Genomic DNA, 16,432 nt, shown 5'->3' with positions numbered 1-16,432 from the left:
CCATGAAAATCGCACTTTTCGCCACCTGCATCGTGGATGCCATGTATCCCCGCGCGGCCCAAGCCACCGTGGCGGTCCTGGAACGGCTGGGCCACGAGGTGGTCTTTCCGCAGGGGCAGGCCTGCTGCGGCCAGATGCACGTCAACAGCGGCTACCTCAAGGAAGCCGTTCCCGTGGTGGCCAACCACGTGCAGGCCTTCGAATCCGGGGATTACGACGTCGCCGTGGCACCATCCGGCTCCTGCGTCGCCTCGGTGAAGCACCAGCACCCCATGGTGGCCCGGCACGCAGGCGACGCCGGCCTTGAGCAGCGGGCCGTCGCCGTCGGGAAGAAAACCTACGAACTGTCCGAACTGCTGGTGGACGTCCTCGGCGTCACCGACCCAGCGGAGCAGCTCGGCTCCTACTTCCCGCACACGGTGACCTACCACCCCTCGTGCCACGGGATGCGGCTGCTGAAGCTCGGCGACCGGCAGGCCGGGCTGCTGCGCGGCGTGAAGGGCCTGGAGCTCACGGACCTGCCGGAAGCGGACCAGTGCTGTGGTTTCGGCGGCACCTTCTCGGTCAAGAACGCGGATGTTTCCTCGGCCATGCTGGCGGACAAAACGGCGAACATCCGCAGCACCGGCGCCGCCGTGTGCGCCGGCGGAGACTACTCCTGCCTGATGCACATCGGCGGAGGGCTGTCGCGGCAGGGCGATGCGGTGGCCACCCTCCACCTGGCCGAGATCCTGGCCAGCACGGAACAGCAGCCGGCAGTGCTGCCGGAGACGGCCGGTACGCCGGCGAAAGTGGTGGTGAAGTAATGACCCGCACCCAGCTTGGGATGCCCGGCCTCCACCCTGGCTCCGGCAACCTGTTCGCCGAGGAGAAGTTTCCTTCGGCCGCCCGCCGCGAGCTCGGCAACACGCAGCTCCGCCGGAACCTGAAGCACGCCACGTCCACCATCCGCGGCAAGCGCCTCAACGTGACCGGCGAGCTGCCGGACTGGGAGGAACTGCGCGACGCCGGCAGTGCCCTCAAGACCTCAGTCATGGCCCGGCTGCCGGAACTCCTGGAAGCCTTCGAAGCCAACGTCACCGCCCGCGGCGGCGTGGTGCATTGGGCCCGCGACGCCGACGAAGCCAACCGGATCATCCACGGCCTGGTGAAAGCTGAAGGCGTGGACGAAGTGGTCAAGGTCAAATCCATGGCCACCCAGGAAATCGGCATGAACGAATACCTGGAAGAGCACGGCATCGCGGCCTTCGAAACCGACCTGGCCGAGCTGATCGTCCAACTGGGCCATGACAAGCCCAGCCACATCCTGGTCCCGGCCATCCACAAGAACCGCACCGAGGTCCGCGACATCTTCCTCAAGGAAATGCCCGGCGTCGACCCTGGCCTTACCGATGAACCCCGCCGGCTCGCCATGGCCGCCCGGGCGCACCTGCGCGCAAAGTTCCTGACCACCAAGGTGGCAATTTCCGGGGCGAACTTCGGCATCGCCGACTCAGGCACGCTCGGCGTGGTGGAGTCCGAAGGCAACGGCCGCATGTGCCTGACCCTGCCGGAGACCCTGATCACCGTCATGGGCATCGAGAAGCTCCTGCCCACGTTCTCCGACCTCGAGGTGTTCCTGCAGCTGCTGCCCCGGTCCTCCACGGGCGAGCGGATGAACCCCTACACGTCGCTGTGGACCGGTGTCACCGAAGGCGACGGTCCCTCGAAGTTCCATGTGGTCCTGCTGGACAACGGACGTACCAATGCCCTGGCGGATGAGATGGGGCGCTCGGCGCTGCACTGCATCCGCTGCAGCGCCTGCATCAACGTTTGCCCCGTGTATGAACGGACCGGCGGCCACGCCTACGGTTCCACCTACCCCGGCCCCATCGGCGCCATCCTGTCCCCGCTGATGACGGGCATCGAGGCTGAAGAGAACGGCTCGCTCCCGTACGCGTCGTCCCTCTGCGGCGCCTGCTACGACGCCTGCCCGGTCAAGATCAACATCCCGGACATCCTGGTTCACCTGCGGGGAAAGGATGTGGACGCACACCGCGGGGGCCTGCCCACCCAAATGGACGTCGGGCTCAAAGCGGCATCGTGGCTGCTCTCCGACGGAAGCCGTCTCGGCGCCGTCGAAAAGCTCCTGCCCCTGGGCCGCGCCGCTGCCGGACGGGACAAGAAGATCAAGAAGCTGCCCGGCATTGCCGCCGGCTGGACCCAGAGCCGGGACATCCCGGCACCGCCGTCGCAGTCCTTCCGCGAGTGGTGGGCGAAGGAGCACAAGAAGCCATGAGCAGCCGCGCAGAGATCCTGGCCGCCGTCCGCACAGCGCTGAAGGACGCACCGGCCGTTCCGGACATCCCCAGGCACTACCGCCTGGACGGGGAGGCTGACGCGCAGCAACGCATTGAGGTCCTGGTTGACCGGCTCGAGGACTACAAAGCCGGCGTCACCGTGGTGGCGGAGGCGGACGTGCCGCCCACCATCGAGGGGCTGCTGGCCGGGGCTGCCAGTTACGTGGTTCCGGCCGGCATTGACCCCGCCTGGCTGGCATGGGAGGCGGACACCACGAGGATCAGGTACGACGGCGGCACGCACGGCGTGCGGTCAGTCACCGAACTCGACGCAACAGACGCCGTCGTCACCGGCAGCGCCGTGACAGTGGCCGAATCCGGAACCATCATCCTGGACGGCAGCCCGGACCAGGGCCGCCGCGCCATTTCGCTGGTTCCGGACCACCACATTTGCGTGGTGCACAGCAGGGACATCACGGCCATCCTGCCCGAGGCGTTCCGCCGCCTGGACGGCACCCGGCCACTGACCATGATCAGCGGACCCAGCGCGACGTCGGACATCGAACTGGAGCGCGTCGAGGGAGTCCACGGTCCCCGGCGGCTGGACGTCATCATCGTGCGCTAGAAATAGAGGAACACCCCGCGAGGCGCCGAACAACTGAAAGCAGGACGGACAACGATGCCCCTCTTCGACCTACCGCTGGCCCAGCTGCGCAGCTACACCTCCGACGCCACTCCGCCGGAGGAGCTGGGCGCGTTCTGGGACACCACCCTGGCGGAGGCGCGTGCCTTCCCGCTGGACGCGGCCTTTGAGCCGGTGGAGAACTACCTGGCCGTGATCGACACCTTCGACGTCACCTTCGCCGGCTTCGGCGGGGCACGCATCAAGGGCTGGCTGCACCTTCCCGCCAGCCGGGAACCCGGCGCACGGCTTCCGGTCGTGGTGAACTACATCGGCTATTCCGGCGGCCGCGGCCTGGTCAACCAGGACACGCGCTGGGCGCAGGCCGGGTACGCGCACTTCATCATGGACACCCGCGGCCAGGGGTACGGCGGCACGCTGGGGCACACCGCGGATCCGCACCCCTCCGCCGGGGATGTGGCGCACGCGGGCCTGATGACCAGGGGTATCGCGAGCCGGGAGGACTATTACTACCGCCGGGTCTATGTGGATGCCTTCCGCGCGGTGGAGGCCGCCCAGGCCCATCCGGCCGTCGATCCGTCCAAGGTGGTGCTGGCCGGAGTCAGCCAGGGCGGCGGGCTGGTGGTGGCCACGGCAGGACTTACCGCGGGACGGCTCGACGGCGTCATCGCCGCGCTGCCCGACGTCCCCTTCCTCCAGGACTTCCCCCGCGCCATCGACATCACCCCGCGCGGGCCGTACCCGGAGATCGCCCAGTTCCTGGCACGCCACCGGGACCGCTACGAGTCCACGCTTGCGGTCCTCAACTACTTCGACGGCGTCAACCTTGCCCGCTGCGCCACGGCGCCCGCGCTCTACTCCGCGGCGCTGATGGACGACATCTGCCCGCCGTCCACCGTTTTCGCCAGCTTCAACGCGTACGGCTCCGGAACGGGCGCTTTCTCCGCCAGCGGGGCGGAGAAGGAGATCGAGGTGTACCGGTTCAATAACCACGAAGGCGGCCAGGAACACCACTGGATCCGGCAGCTGGTGTTTCTCCGCAAGATTTTGGGGTAAATTCCTCCCAGGGACGAGAAAGCGCTTTCTCGTCCCGTGGACGAGGAGAAATGAAGCGACTGAACAGGGCTGCCATTGTGGGCTACGGCGCCGGCGACGCGGCCAACAGCATGATCATCAGCACCGCCAACATGTTCCTGCTGGTCTACTACACGGACGTTGCCGGGATCGGGGCCGCAGCTGCCGGGACGCTCCTGCTGGTGGCGCGGGTGTTCAATGCCTTCACGGACATTGCCGCCGGCCGGATCGTGGACCGTTTCCACAGCCCCCGGTTGGGCAAGTTCCGGCCCTTCCTGGTCTTCGGCTTTGTTCCGCTGGTGCTGGGGATCGCGGTGTTCCACGTGCCCGACGTCCAACCGTCCCTCAAGCTCCTGTATGCCTACTGCACCTACGGCCTGGTGTGCCTTGCCTACAGCCTGGTGAACGTTCCCTACGGCTGCCTGGTGGGCGCCATGACCCAGGACCCCCGGGAACGGGCCAGGCTGGCCGGCGCGCGGACCATCGGCGGGCTGTCCATTGGGGCGACCCTCGGGTTCTTCGTGGCTCCGCTCCTGGGCAGGGGCGGGGACATCCAGCAGATCTTCACAGTGATGACGCTTGCCTTCGCGGTGATCGGTTCCGGGCTCTACGTGTTCACCGGGATTGCATGCAGGGAGCAGGTGGCCGGCAGCGTTCCCCGGATCAGCTGGCGCCAAACGGTGGAGGCGCTCAAGGTCAACTCGCCGCTGGTGGTCCTGAGCCTCAGCTCCGTGCTGCTGGTCACGGGCAACTCCGCCACCGTAGCCGCCCAGTTCTACTACCTCCGTGACGTCCTTGCCCGGCTGGACCTCTTTCCCGTGCTGGCGGCTACGCAGGTGGTGATCACCCTGGCGCTTGCCGTCCTGATGCCGCGCCCCGTGGCCAGATGGGGCAAGAAGGCTGTTTTCAGCCTGGGCTGCCTGCTCGGCACCGCAGGTGGGATGGTGGTCTTCCTGGCGCCTGCAGGAGAGCCCTGGCTGGCGGTGGCCGGTATGGTCCTGGCGCAGTTGTCCGCGGCAACGGTCAGTATCCTCACGTGGGCCCTGGTCGCGGACACGGTGGAATACGGCGAATGGAAGACGGGTGTCAGGGTTCAGGGCATCAACTATGCGCTCCTGGCCGCAACCCGGAAACTGGGCATGGGCTTCGGCGGCGGCCTGGTGGCCTTCGCGTTGGCGTGGGGTGGCTATTCCTCGTCCCGGCAGGAGCAGGCTGCCCCGGCGGTCACGGCCATCCGGTCCGCCGCAGGACTTCTCCCCGCCGTTCTGGTGCTGGCGGCCGTTGGCATCCTGTACTGGTACCGCCTGACTGACCGGAAGCATGCAGAACTGGTGGCAGGACTCCAAGGCCGGCGGTAACCGAATGTGACGGACGCCGATTTTGCGGCCGCCGTGGCCGGGGCTTATGGTCTTTTCCATGACTAACCGTTGGTATGCGTATTTTTCGTTGGCTCTGGAGGGGCCCGCGTCTAACTGACACGCATCCAGCATTCCTTCAGAGCCAACAGGGCAGAGATCATTCTCTGCCCTTCGCCGTTTCTCCGGCGGGTTCTGACATCCGGGCCCGCTTCCCATCTGGAACAGGACCCCGAACATGAGCACCGCAACAGCAGCAGCACAGTCCACCTCGAACCTGCGCGTCAGCGAATTCACTCCGCTGCCCACTCCTTCCGAACTCCTCGCCGAACTGCCACTGGATGCCCGGGCGGCTGCCGTCGTCGAACGCGGACGCGACGAAGTGCGCGCCATCATGGACGGCGTGGATGACCGGCTGCTGGTCATCGTCGGTCCCTGCTCCATCCACGACCCCAAGGCAGGCCTGGAATACGCCCGCCGGCTGGTCAGCCAGGCGGAGAAGCACAAGGAAGACCTGCTGATCGTCATGCGGACCTACTTCGAAAAGCCGCGCACCACCGTGGGCTGGAAGGGCCTGATCAATGATCCGCGGCTGGACGGCAGCCACGACATGGTCACCGGCCTCCGCACCGCCCGGCAGTTCCTGCAGCAGGTCACGGCGCTGGGCCTGCCCACCGCCACCGAATTCCTGGAACCGATCAGCCCGCAGTACATGGCGGACCTGATCTCCTGGGGTGCCATCGGAGCCCGCACCACGGAGAGCCAGATCCACCGCCAGCTCGCCTCGGGTCTGTCCATGCCCATCGGCTTCAAGAACGGGACCGACGGCGGCCTGCAGGTGGCCATCGACGCATGCGGCGCCGCGGCGGCTGCCCAGGCCTTCCTGGGCATCGACGGCGATGGCCGGGCGGCGCTGGTGGCGACCGCTGGAAACCCGGACACCCACGTGATCCTGCGCGGCGGCCGCAAGGGGCCCAACTACTCAGCGGCGGACGTCGAGCGTGCCTCCGGCGAACTGGCGGGCAAGGGACTGAACCCGCGCCTGATCGTGGATGCCAGCCATGCCAACAGCGGCAAAAGCCACCACCGGCAGGCTGAGGTGGCCCTGGAGATTGGCGCCCAGCTGGAGGAAGGCGGGGCCGCAGCGCGGGCGGTGGCCGGCGTGATGCTGGAAAGCTTCCTGGTGGGCGGCGCGCAGAACCTGGACGTCGCGGAGCACGCGGCCGGGCGTTCGGAGCTGGTCTACGGGCAAAGCGTCACGGATGCCTGCATGGACTGGGACGTTTCCGCGTCCGTCCTTGAGCAGCTGGCGTCTTCGGCGCGGAAGCGGCGGCAGTCAAATTAGGGGGTGAAATAGGGGAAGCACTACTTTCACATCTGCCACAGCAACATCTAGAGTATCTTTTAGGTGGTTGGTGGATGGCTCAGCATCGGAACACCGCATTGGCACGTACCTGGGGTCACTGTTGTCCATCCGTCAGCAAAGGAAAATAGGGAAATGTCGGCAGAACAGAACTTCTCCAACGCGAAGTTCCTGACCGTGGCTGAAGTAGCCGAGGTCATGCGAGTCTCCAAAATGACCGTTTACCGGCTGGTCCACTCCGGCGAAATGCCGGCGGTGCGCTTCGGCCGCTCCTACCGGGTCCCCGAAAACGCCGTCGAACAGTACCTCAAGGGTGCTGTGGTGGACGGCCACTCCGAGACCGCCTGAGGCGGCTGTCCTGAGCCGCTCCCGATAGGCGGTACCCTGTTAAGGAACGTTTTACGTCATTGTAAGAATCTGTCAGTTGTTCAGTTCGTAGCTTTGTCCACGGACATTCTCCATCAGACAGGTACTGCATCTAGTTTGTAAGGAACTTTCGTGGGTTCAGTTATTAAGAAGCGTCGCAAGCGTATGGCCAAGAAGAAGCACCGCAAGCTGCTTCGCAAGACCCGTCACCAGCGCCGTAACAAGAAGTAGACATACTTCGAACAGCGTGGAAATGCCCGTCGCCTTCCAAGGCGGCGGGCATTTTTGTTTCCTGTTTAGTGCGTCCCGTTCTTGTTCGCAGATCCTGACCGTCAAGATTGGGATTCGCGGACAAGCGTAGGATTCGACGGATTCTTATACCCGCGGGCCGCGGATGCGGGCGAAGCCCTTCCAGAGGCCATAGATGGCTCCGCCGAAAGTGGCCGCCTTGAGGCCAAAGGTGGCGGCACGCCGGCCGGCGCGGAAGTCGTAGACCGGCCAGTTGCGGTCCCGGGCGTGGCGGCGCAGCTTGGAGTCCGGGTTGATGGCCACCGGATGGCCCACCAGCGAAAGCAGCGGGACGTCGTTGTAGGAGTCGCTGTAGGCCCAGCAGCGCTTGAGGTCCAGGCCCTCCTCGTCGGCGATGGCCTGGACGGCCACGGCCTTGGCCGAGCCGTGCAGGATGTCTCCCACCAGCCGCCCGGTGTACATGCCTTCGGAGACCTCGCCGACCGTGCCCAAGGCCCCGGTCAGTCCCAGCCGGGTGGAGATCACGGTGGCCACTTCGATGGGGGTGGCTGTCACCAGCCAGACGCGGCGGCCCACCCGCAGGTGCTGCTCGGCCAGGGCCTTGGCGCCCGGCCAGATGCGCGACGCAATCATTTCGTCGTAGACTTCCTCGCCCAGCGCCTTGATGTCATCAACAGTGATCCCGGCAGCCAGGGTCAGGGCCGAATCGCGGACCGCGTGGACGTCGTCGATGTTCTCCCCGCGCGCCACGAACTTGAACTGCTTCCACGCGAACCCGGCGGCCTGGGCCAGGGTGAACGCGCCGCGCTGGTGCATCTTCCGCGCCACGTGGAAGAGGCTGGCTCCACGCATCAACGTATTGTCCACGTCGAAAAACGCCGCCTCGCCGGGCTGCGGCGCGGCAACCGGCCGCGTGACAACGGCGACGTATTTCTCCTCGGGCATGGACCCGAGTCTAGTCAATCCACTGGCCCGCCGCCGTCGGCGTCACCCGCACGCCACGAACGGCGATACCGTTAAGCCATGGCTACACCCCGCGTCGTCCTGGTCACCAAAGCTGACTGCCACCTTTGCGAGGAAGCGCGCGACGCCGTCGGCCGGGTCACTGCCTCATTGGGCCTTACGTGGAGCGAAGAGCTGGTGGACAACCAGCCCGAACTGCGGGAACGGTATGCCGAGGAGGTCCCGGTGGTGCTGGTGGACGGAGTACAGCGCGACTTCTGGAAAATCGACGAGGCCCGGCTGGAACGCGTGCTGCAGCGCGCCATGGCCCAATAGGGGGAGTGACAGCAGTGACAGCAGACCCCTGGGCATCATGAGCTTTCCATGGCCCTGGTTTTGAAGCCACGAGCGGCAGGGACCTAGAGTGGACTCACAACGCGACGCAAGGGAGGTGCGGGTGACATCCCTGGGTTCAACGCCCCAGCCTGTCCCGGACCTTCCGGATGCCACGGGCGCACTGGCCAAGCAGATACCTCCCGCCGCCGTGGCCCGGCTGACCATCTACCTCCGTGCCCTGAACACATTGCTGGCCGAGGGCGTGGAGCGTGTTTCTTCCGAATCCCTGGCGGAAGCCTCGGGCGTCAGTTCCTCAACCCTGCGCAAGGATTTGTCCCATGTGGGGTCCTACGGGACAAGGGGCGTGGGGTATGAGGTGCAGTACCTCAGCCGCCACATTGCCGCCGCATTGGGACTGACCCACGACTGGAAAGTGGCCATTGTCGGGGCCGGCAACCTGGGCAAGGCACTGGCGCGCTACGGCGGCTTCGAATCGCGCGGGTTCGACGTCGTGGCCATCTTCGACGCCGACCAGATGGTGGTGGGCAACGAGGTGGGGTGGCTGCGCGTCAGCGACGTGGCGGACCTTGAAACCGTCCTGCACCGTACCGGGGCCAACATGGTGGTGCTGGCCCTCCCAGCCGCGGTGGCCCAGGGGGTTTGCGACCGCGTCGTGGCGGCAGGCGTTCACAGTGTGCTGAGCTTCGCACCCGTGATGCTGCAGGTTCCCGAAGGGGTCAATCTCCGCAAGGTGGATATGGCCACCGAACTCCAGATCCTGGCCTACCATGCGCAACGGGCCCAGACCCCCGGGCAGACGGCCTAACTGGTTAAAGCAGCAGGCCCGGGATGCGGTTGCGCATCCCGGGCCTCCTGCTTGTCAGGGGTGGTGCCGGCTAGCGTCCGTAAGGGTTGCCGAAGCCGCCCGAGTATGGGTTGGCGAAGGGCTGCTGCTTCCGGAAGTACGGGGCGGATGCCGGAAGGTAGAGCAGCACGATGGCAGCGATGCCCAGCAGCGTTCCGATGGTGGCAAAGCTGGGGGGACCAAAGAGGCCGAAGATGGACAGCGCAGCGAAGACGGTGCCCAGGATGCGGGCCCAGTTCTTGCCCTTTCGGACGAAGAAGGCCACCAGCAGGTAGAGGGCCACTCCGATGATCGCGAATACCACCAGGGTGCCGGCAATGACTCCCTTGATGTCGTCATACGTGACTCCGGTGGCGCCGCCGGCGGCCATCTGGTCCTCAAAAGTCTGGCGGAACAGGGGATCATCCAGCTGGGTGAGGCCGGTCAGCAAGGAGATCACGAAGATCACTGCCGACGCGATCAGCAGCCAGAAGGAGATGTTCACCAGCTGTGGGATACCGTTGCTTCCCGCTGGCTGCGGCTGCTCCGAGGGGTACTGGCCGTAAGGCGACTGTCCATATGGGGACTGTCCATACTGCGGTTGGCCGTACTGGGGCGGGTTCTGGCCGTAGCCCGGGACCTGGGGCGCATTCTGCCCGTACTGCGGCGCGTTCTGCCCGTACTGGGGCGCTGCCGGCGGCTGCGACCCGTACTGCGGCTGGTTCTGCCCATACTGCGGTGCGTTCTGCCCGTACTGCGGCGCGTTCTGGCCAAAGCGGGGCTGCTGGTCTCCGGGCTGGCTGCCGGCCTGGTCATGCCCCGGCTGGTTGTTGCCCGACTGGGGGTCCTGGGGAGTGGGAGGCGGGACGGGAGGAGTACTCATGGCGTTCCTTCTGCAGGTCGGGATCCGGGTAGGCTGCCGGGAATCGGTCCTCTGCCTTCCCCCCAGCATGGCTTAAGTCCACCGTACCCCCGGCGGGCAGCGTTGTGGGTGATTCGGCGGGTATTCGCGCAGGTGGCAGCCGTTAAACCGGGAAACCCCGGCCCCAAGCCGGGTAGGCCTGGTGCCGGGGTGTGCCCTGACGGGGTGGAATTACGCTGCGGGAGCGATGAAGGCGAGTTCCAGGTTGATGGCAACCTTGTCGCTGACCAGCACACCGCCGGCTTCCAGGACAGCGTTCCAGGTGAGGCCAAAGTCCTTGCGGCTGATGGTGGTCTCGGCAGAGACGCCGGCGCGGGTGTTTCCGAACGGATCAACGGCAACACCGTTGAACTCGGTTTCCAGGGTCACCGGACGGGTAACGCCCTTGATGGTCAGGTCGCCGGTGAGCTCGTAGCTGTTGCCCTTGGCCACCAGGCCGTTGGACACGAAGGAGATCTCGGGGAACTTCTCCACGTCGAAGAAGTCCTCGCCCTTGACGTGGCCGTCGCGGTTGGCATCGCCGGAATCGAAGCTGGCGGTGTTGATGCTGGCGTTGATCCTGGCGCCGGTGACGTCCTCGGGGAGTTCCAAGGTTGCCGCGGCCTCTTTGAACTGGCCGCGGACCTTGCTGATGCCTGCGTGCCGGACGGTGAAGCCGATCTCGCTGTGCGAGTTGTCCAGGGTCCAGGTGCCGGTGGTGACGTCTGCGGGAAGTGCCATGATGTTGCTCCTTGTATAGGTATGCGGGCTGAGGTCCTGCGGTTGAACCTTCATCTGTTGAAGCCTCAACTAACTTGCTGCATCCAGTATAAACATGCATTTGCATGTTTTGTTCCCGGCTTCGGAACATTTCTTCAAAAACTTCAGTTCTACTGTTTGTAGAAAGCACGGGCGGAAGATTTCGGATCGCACGCCATCTTTGAGAAACTGGTAAACATGCCCCAAGCCACTGTCCATCTGCTCCGCCACGGCGAGGTCCATAATCCCGACGGCGTTCTCTATGGGCGGCTTCCCGAATTCCACCTCTCCGAGCTGGGGCAGGAGATGGCCCGGACGCTTGCCGGGCACTTCCGGCAGCGCGCAGAAAGCGGTGCCCGCATCACCTACCTGGCCGCCTCCCCGCTGGACCGTGCCCAGGAAACGGCGCGGCCGACGTCGGAAGCCCTGCACCTGCAGATCCACACCGATGAGCGGATCATCGAAGCCGAAAACTACTTCGAGGGCATGAAGGTCACCAAGGCGGAGCTCCGTCGGCCCAGGCACTGGCCGCACCTGATCAACCCGCTGCGCCCGTCCTGGGGCGAACCGTACAAGCAGCAGGCGGCGAGGGTGGCGGCTGCCGTGCAGGATGCCCGGCTGCGGGCCATTGAACTGGCTGCCGGCGACTTTGGCGCCCAAGGGCCCGAAGCCATCCTGGTAAGCCACCAGCTGCCCATCTGGGCGGCCCGGCTGAGCGCCGAAGGCCGGCCCCTGTGGCATGATCCGCGCAAGCGCGAGTGCACCCTGACATCCGTTACGTCCCTGGTGTTCGACGACGACGGCTCGCTCTTGCGGGTCGAGTACAGCGAACCCGCGGCGTCCCTTCTTCCCGGTGCCGCCAGCACCCCTGGAGCCTGACAGTGACCAGCAACAACCTCCCCTCGCGCCGCAGCTTGTTCGCCGCCGGCGGCATGGCCCTGACCGCGCTGACCCTGGGCCTCTCCGGCTGTGCCCAGGAGGATGCGCTGGCCAAGCAGGCCAAGGCGGGGGACAACAAGAACTATGTGGCAGGCGACGGGTCCGTGACCGAGTTCGCCGCAGCGGACCGCAAGGACGCGGTGCAGATCCAGGGTGCGCTGTTCAACGGCACCGCAGTAACCCCCGCCGATTTCCAGGGCAAGGTGAGCGTCCTGAACTTCTGGTTCGCCGCCTGCGCGCCGTGCCGGGTGGAAGCACCACAGCTGGAAGCGCTGCACCAGGAGTTCAAGGACCAGGGCGTCCAGTTCTTCGGCGTCAACCTCCGGGACGAAAAACCAACGGCGGAGGCGTTCGAGAAGACCTTCAACCTGACCTACCCGAGCTTTGACGACAAGGACGGCGGCGTCCTGCTGTCCGTGTCCGGCCTGGTACCGCCCGGCGCCGTGCCCACCACCCTGGTCCTGGACAAGCACGGACGGGTGGCCTCCCGCGTCCTCGGCGAGATTGAAAAGGGCACCCTTAAAGCCCTTATAACCGCCGCCGTGGCCGAGTAGGACAGGCCGGGACCGTGAACAGCCCCTTCGCCGAAGCCATCCTCAGCGGCTCCATCCTGCTGGCCATTCCGGTGGCACTGCTCGCCGGGCTGGTCTCCTTCCTTTCCCCGTGCGTCCTTCCCCTGGTTCCCGGCTACCTCGGCTATGTCACCGGCCTGAGCGGCGTGGACCTGCAAAAGCAGAAACGCGGGCGGATGCTGGCCGGGATCGGGTTGTTCGTCCTGGGCTTCTCCGTGATCTTCGTGCTGCTGGGAGGCGCGTTCGGCCAGCTGGGCACCCTCATCACCGGAAGCCAGAACGCCTGGATCACCCAACTCCTGGGGGTCCTGGTGATCATCATGGGCATTGTCTTCATGGGCGGCTTCAGCTGGCTCCAGCGGGACGCGAAGATCCACGCCAAACCGCCCGCCGGGCTCTGGGGTGCACCGTTGCTGGGCCTGACCTTCGGGCTGGGCTGGGCACCGTGCATCGGCCCCACCTATTCAGCCGTGCAGCTGCTGAGCCTTTCCGGGGGATCCTCAGCCGCCAAGGGCGCCTTCCTGGCGTTCGTCTACAGCCTGGGTCTGGGCATTCCCTTCCTGTTAATCGCGCTGGCCCTGCGCCGCGGGATGGGCGTCATGGCGTTCTTCCGCAGGCACCGCCTGGCCATCCAGCGGACCGGCGGCGGAATCCTCGTGGTGCTCGGCCTGCTGATGGCCACCGGCGTCTGGGGGACCTGGGTGACCGGGCTGCAGTACTGGTTCCAAACCGACGTGAAGTTGCCGATCTGATGAGCGAGCGTGTGAACGTAAAGAAGAAGCAGTCCGCCCCCGTAGCGGAGGCAAAAGCCCAGGCCGCCCTTCCGGCCCTGGGCCCCAGGGGCATGCTGCGGTGGGCCTGGACCCAGCTGACCAGCATGCGCACGGCGTTGTTCCTGCTGCTGCTCCTCGCCGTCGCCGCCGTCCCCGGCTCCCTGTTCCCGCAACGGCCCGCCAACCCGGCCATCGTGACGCAGTACATCAAGGACCACCCGGACTACGGCAAGCTGCTGGATTCCCTGCAGCTCTACGACGTCTACTCCTCGGCCTGGTTCTCGGCGATCTACCTCCTGCTGTTCATCTCCCTGATCGGCTGTGTTGTGCCGCGAGCCATCGCCCATTACAAGGCCATGCGCTCCCAGCCGCCGCGCACGCCGCAGCGCCTGTCCCGGCTGCCGGAATACGGCACCCTGGTGATCCCTGCCGGCGCCGGCATCCCGGCGTCGGACGCCATCAATGCTGCAGCCGGACTGCTGCGCAAGCGCGGCTACCGGGTGGAGGTCAGGGACGCCGACGGCGACCGTCCTTCCCTGGGTGCCGAACGCGGATTCATGAAGGAAGTGGGCAACCTCGTCTTCCATACGTCGCTGATCGGCGTGCTGGTGGCCGTGGCCGCAGGCGGCCTGTTCGGCTACAGCGGCCAGCGCATCCTGGTGGAAGGCGACACGTTCGTGAACACCCTGGTGGGCTATGACCAGTTCAATCCGGGCACCAACTTCCAGTCCAGCCAGCTGCAGCCGTACTCGCTCCAGCTGGACAAGTTCAACATCACATTCGACCGCGAATCCAGGGGCAAGTTCGGCCAGCCCATCGACTTCGCCGCCACCGTGACCACCAAGGAAAATCCGGACGCTCCACCAAAGCAGGAGACCCTGAAGGTCAACGACCCCGTCAGCCTCGGCGGGACCAGCATCTACCTCACCGGCAACGGGTACGCACCGGTGGTGACCATCCGGGACGGAGCAGGCAACGTGGCCATGCAGGGCCCCGTGGTGGCCAAGCTGCAGGGCGAGAACTACTACTCCTCCGTGGTCATCAAGGTTCCGGACGCCCAGCCGGACCAGCTGGGCTTCGTTGGCTTCTTCCTTCCCACCGCATTCGTGACGGACAAGAACGTTTCCTTCAGCGCCGACCCCGAGCTGTTCAACCCGCAGCTGACCCTCAACTCCTACTACGGGGACCTGGGCCTGAACAGCGGCGCCCCGCAGAACGTCTTCGAACTGGACGTCAAGAACCTGACGCCGCTTAATGCAAGGAACCTGGCCGCCGGCGGCATCACGCTTGCGCCGGGCTCCACCTACACGCTGCCGGACGGCAAGGGCACCATCAGCTTCGACGGCGTGAAGCGCTACATCGGCGTGGACATCCACCACAACCCCGGACAGGTCTACGCCCTGGTCTTCGCTTTGCTGGCCGTGGCCGGCCTGATCCTCTCGCTCTACGTCAACCGCCGGCGCGTCTGGGTACGGACGGGCACCGCTGCTGATGGCCGCACGATGGTGGAATACGGACTCCTGGCCCGCGGCGAGGACCACCGCCTGGCGGGCGAGGCAGCCGCGCTCCGGAAACTGTTCACCGCGGAGTGGCAGCTGCCGGAAGACACCGAAGATACCGGCCAGTCCCAGCAAACTCCCAGCCGGGCAAGCGATAATGTCGCAGGCTCCGCCGCTAACGCCGCAGGCTCCGTCACCACCCCAGCAGGCCCCGCCGGGCCCGAAAAGGACCAGTAATGCCATTTGGAATCAACGAAACCATGGGCCAGTACAGCGAACTCTTCATGCTGCTGGCGGCGGGTACCTACACGGTGGCCTTCATCGCCTTCGCCTGGGACCTGGCCAAGAGCAGCAAGGCCCTGCGCGCAGTGGACCTCAAGGCTGCCCAGGCCGGTGCAGCCGCCAGGGTCCCCGTAGCCGCCGGTGTTGCTGCCGGGACCGGGGAACGGGAAGGATCCAGCGTTGAGTCCCGCCTGGACGGGCCGGCCGGCCGGGCCGAGCGCCCGTCGTCGTCCGCCGGCAAAGCCAGCGGCGCAGGTACCGGCGGATTTGTGACAGCCGACGGCGACATGAAGTACGCTGCGGAGCGCCGCGTTCCGGCACGGGTCGCCGTGGCCCTGACCACCCTTGCAGTCCTCATACACGGCGCCGGCGTGGTCACCAGGGCCCTGGGCGCAGGCCGTGTGCCGTGGGGCAACATGTACGAATTCCTCACCACCGGCGCGTTCCTGGTGGCGGCCGTGTTCCTGCTCTCGCTGATCCGGCGCGACCTCCGCTTCCTGGGCACCTTCGTGGTGGGCCTGGTGATCATCATGCTGGTTGCCGCCTCGGTGGCGTTCTGGACCCCCGTTGGACACCTGGTCCCCGCCCTCCAGAGCTACTGGCTGGTCATCCACGTTTCCATCGCGGTGCTGTCCTCCGCGCTGTTCACCCTGACCTTCGCGATGTCCGCACTGCAGCTGGTCCAGTCCCACCGGCAGAAGACGGTGGCCGCCGGAGGTGCAGACAAGCTGGGCTTCATGCGCCTGGTGCCGTCCGCGCTAAGCCTGGAAAACCTGTCCTACCGCATCAATGCCATCGCCTTCATCGGCTGGACCTTCACCCTGATGTTCGGGGCCATCTGGGCGGAAAAGGCCTGGGGCCGGTTCTGGGGCTGGGACACCAAGGAGGTGTGGACCTTCGTGATCTGGGTTGTCTACGCCGGCTACCTGCACGCCCGTGCCACCCGCGGCTGGACCGGCACACGCGCCGCGTGGCTGTCAATCGTGGGCTACCTCTGCGTGATCTTCAACTTCACCATCGTGAACCAGTTCTTCAATGGGCTCCACTCCTATTCCGGCCTCTGAAACAGGATCATCAGGCCCTTTGAACAGGGCCCTTCGGCCCTAAAACAGGGGCCTCCCGGACCCCAAAACCGGCGATGCGTGGCGAGGCGGGGCTACTGCCCGGTAAATAACCATTCGATGTACCAACAGGGGTGTTCCCCGGTCCTTCGGTAATGCTACGTTGGTGACGTTCCCTGTGATGAAGCTTGCAGG

General features: G+C 65.9%; 18 protein-coding genes. 15 read left to right on the top strand and 3 right to left on the bottom strand.

Features of this window, described 5'->3' with window-relative positions; genetic code table 11:
• Positions 1-2: 2 nt before the first annotated feature.
• From Q9R31_RS04475 to Q9R31_RS04440, 8 genes are all read left to right on the top strand, one after another.
• The gene (locus tag Q9R31_RS04475; RefSeq protein WP_311261514.1) at positions 3-806 is read left to right on the top strand and encodes a (Fe-S)-binding protein; all 804 of its coding nucleotides are present in this window, start codon (positions 3-5) and stop codon (positions 804-806) included.
• Positions 806-2,278 carry a LutB/LldF family L-lactate oxidation iron-sulfur protein gene (locus tag Q9R31_RS04470; protein ID WP_311261513.1) on the top strand — a complete coding sequence of 491 codons (1,473 nt, stop codon included), beginning with the start codon at positions 806-808 and terminating at the stop codon, positions 2,276-2,278. Before Q9R31_RS04475 ends, Q9R31_RS04470 begins: the two co-directional genes overlap by 1 nt.
• Positions 2,275-2,904, top strand: coding sequence for an LUD domain-containing protein (locus tag Q9R31_RS04465; protein WP_311261512.1), 630 nt, complete (start codon positions 2,275-2,277; stop codon positions 2,902-2,904). The genes Q9R31_RS04470 and Q9R31_RS04465 overlap by 4 nt, the downstream gene beginning before the upstream one ends.
• A 54-nt stretch (positions 2,905-2,958) precedes the next feature.
• Complete coding sequence (locus Q9R31_RS04460) at positions 2,959-3,978, top strand: acetylxylan esterase (RefSeq protein ID WP_311261511.1); 1,020 nt, start codon at positions 2,959-2,961, stop codon at positions 3,976-3,978.
• Positions 3,979-4,028: 50 nt separating this feature from the next.
• Complete coding sequence (locus Q9R31_RS04455; RefSeq protein WP_311261510.1) at positions 4,029-5,354, top strand: glycoside-pentoside-hexuronide (GPH):cation symporter; 1,326 nt, start codon at positions 4,029-4,031, stop codon at positions 5,352-5,354.
• Positions 5,355-5,589: 235 nt separating this feature from the next.
• Positions 5,590-6,696, top strand: coding sequence for a 3-deoxy-7-phosphoheptulonate synthase (locus tag Q9R31_RS04450; RefSeq protein WP_311261509.1), 1,107 nt, complete (start codon positions 5,590-5,592; stop codon positions 6,694-6,696).
• A 153-nt stretch (positions 6,697-6,849) separates the two neighbouring features.
• The gene (locus tag Q9R31_RS04445; RefSeq protein ID WP_018761777.1) at positions 6,850-7,062 is read left to right on the top strand and encodes a helix-turn-helix domain-containing protein; all 213 of its coding nucleotides are present in this window, start codon (positions 6,850-6,852) and stop codon (positions 7,060-7,062) included.
• A gap of 150 nt (positions 7,063-7,212) precedes the next feature.
• Positions 7,213-7,311 carry a 30S ribosomal protein bS22 gene (locus Q9R31_RS04440; RefSeq protein WP_003792170.1) on the top strand — a complete coding sequence of 33 codons (99 nt, stop codon included), beginning with the start codon at positions 7,213-7,215 and terminating at the stop codon, positions 7,309-7,311.
• Positions 7,312-7,455: 144 nt separating this feature from the next.
• On the opposite strand, the gene Q9R31_RS04435 is transcribed toward Q9R31_RS04440, so the two are convergent.
• Positions 7,456-8,274: an HAD-IB family hydrolase gene (locus Q9R31_RS04435; RefSeq protein WP_311261508.1), complete on the bottom strand. Its 819-nt coding sequence runs from the start codon at positions 8,272-8,274 to the stop codon at positions 7,456-7,458.
• A 78-nt stretch (positions 8,275-8,352) separates the two neighbouring features.
• Here Q9R31_RS04435 and Q9R31_RS04430 point away from each other — a divergent pair, with 78 nt between their 5' ends.
• Positions 8,353-8,607, top strand: a complete 255-nt coding sequence (locus tag Q9R31_RS04430) for a glutaredoxin family protein (RefSeq protein ID WP_311261507.1) — start codon at positions 8,353-8,355, stop codon at positions 8,605-8,607.
• Between the two features lie 121 nt (positions 8,608-8,728).
• Positions 8,729-9,433 (top strand): redox-sensing transcriptional repressor Rex, encoded by a 705-nt coding sequence (locus Q9R31_RS04425; RefSeq protein ID WP_056328755.1) that lies wholly within the window; start codon positions 8,729-8,731, stop codon positions 9,431-9,433.
• A 70-nt stretch (positions 9,434-9,503) separates the two neighbouring features.
• On the opposite strand, the gene Q9R31_RS04420 is transcribed toward Q9R31_RS04425, so the two are convergent.
• Entirely contained in the window at positions 9,504-10,334 is an 831-nt protein-coding gene (locus Q9R31_RS04420; protein WP_311261506.1) for a hypothetical protein, read from the bottom strand.
• Positions 10,335-10,544: 210 nt separating this feature from the next.
• Complete coding sequence (locus Q9R31_RS04415; RefSeq protein ID WP_311261505.1) at positions 10,545-11,093, bottom strand: YceI family protein; 549 nt, start codon at positions 11,091-11,093, stop codon at positions 10,545-10,547.
• A gap of 216 nt (positions 11,094-11,309) precedes the next feature.
• Here Q9R31_RS04415 and Q9R31_RS04410 point away from each other — a divergent pair, with 216 nt between their 5' ends.
• Genes Q9R31_RS04410 through ccsB form a run of 5 tightly spaced genes read left to right on the top strand, consistent with a single transcriptional unit; the run spans position 11,310 to position 16,240 of the window.
• A complete protein-coding gene (locus Q9R31_RS04410) occupies positions 11,310-11,990 on the top strand; it encodes a histidine phosphatase family protein (RefSeq protein ID WP_311261504.1) in 681 nt (226 codons plus the stop codon).
• Positions 11,991-12,043: 53 nt separating this feature from the next.
• Entirely contained in the window at positions 12,044-12,604 is a 561-nt protein-coding gene (locus Q9R31_RS04405; RefSeq protein WP_311261642.1) for a TlpA disulfide reductase family protein, read from the top strand.
• Positions 12,605-12,618: 14 nt separating this feature from the next.
• A complete protein-coding gene (locus Q9R31_RS04400; protein WP_311261503.1) occupies positions 12,619-13,374 on the top strand; it encodes a cytochrome c biogenesis protein CcdA in 756 nt (251 codons plus the stop codon).
• Positions 13,374-15,131, top strand: coding sequence for a cytochrome c biogenesis protein ResB (locus Q9R31_RS04395; RefSeq protein WP_311261502.1), 1,758 nt, complete (start codon positions 13,374-13,376; stop codon positions 15,129-15,131). The genes Q9R31_RS04400 and Q9R31_RS04395 overlap by 1 nt, the downstream gene beginning before the upstream one ends.
• Positions 15,131-16,240 carry a c-type cytochrome biogenesis protein CcsB gene (gene ccsB, locus Q9R31_RS04390; protein WP_311261501.1) on the top strand — a complete coding sequence of 370 codons (1,110 nt, stop codon included), beginning with the start codon at positions 15,131-15,133 and terminating at the stop codon, positions 16,238-16,240. The genes Q9R31_RS04395 and ccsB overlap by 1 nt, the downstream gene beginning before the upstream one ends.
• The last annotated feature ends 192 nt before the right edge of the window (positions 16,241-16,432 follow it).

Source organism: Pseudarthrobacter sp. BRE9, from assembly GCF_031844305.1.
Taxonomy (GTDB): Bacteria; Actinomycetota; Actinomycetes; order Actinomycetales; family Micrococcaceae; genus Arthrobacter.
This window is presented reverse-complemented; position numbering and strand designations above follow the sequence as displayed.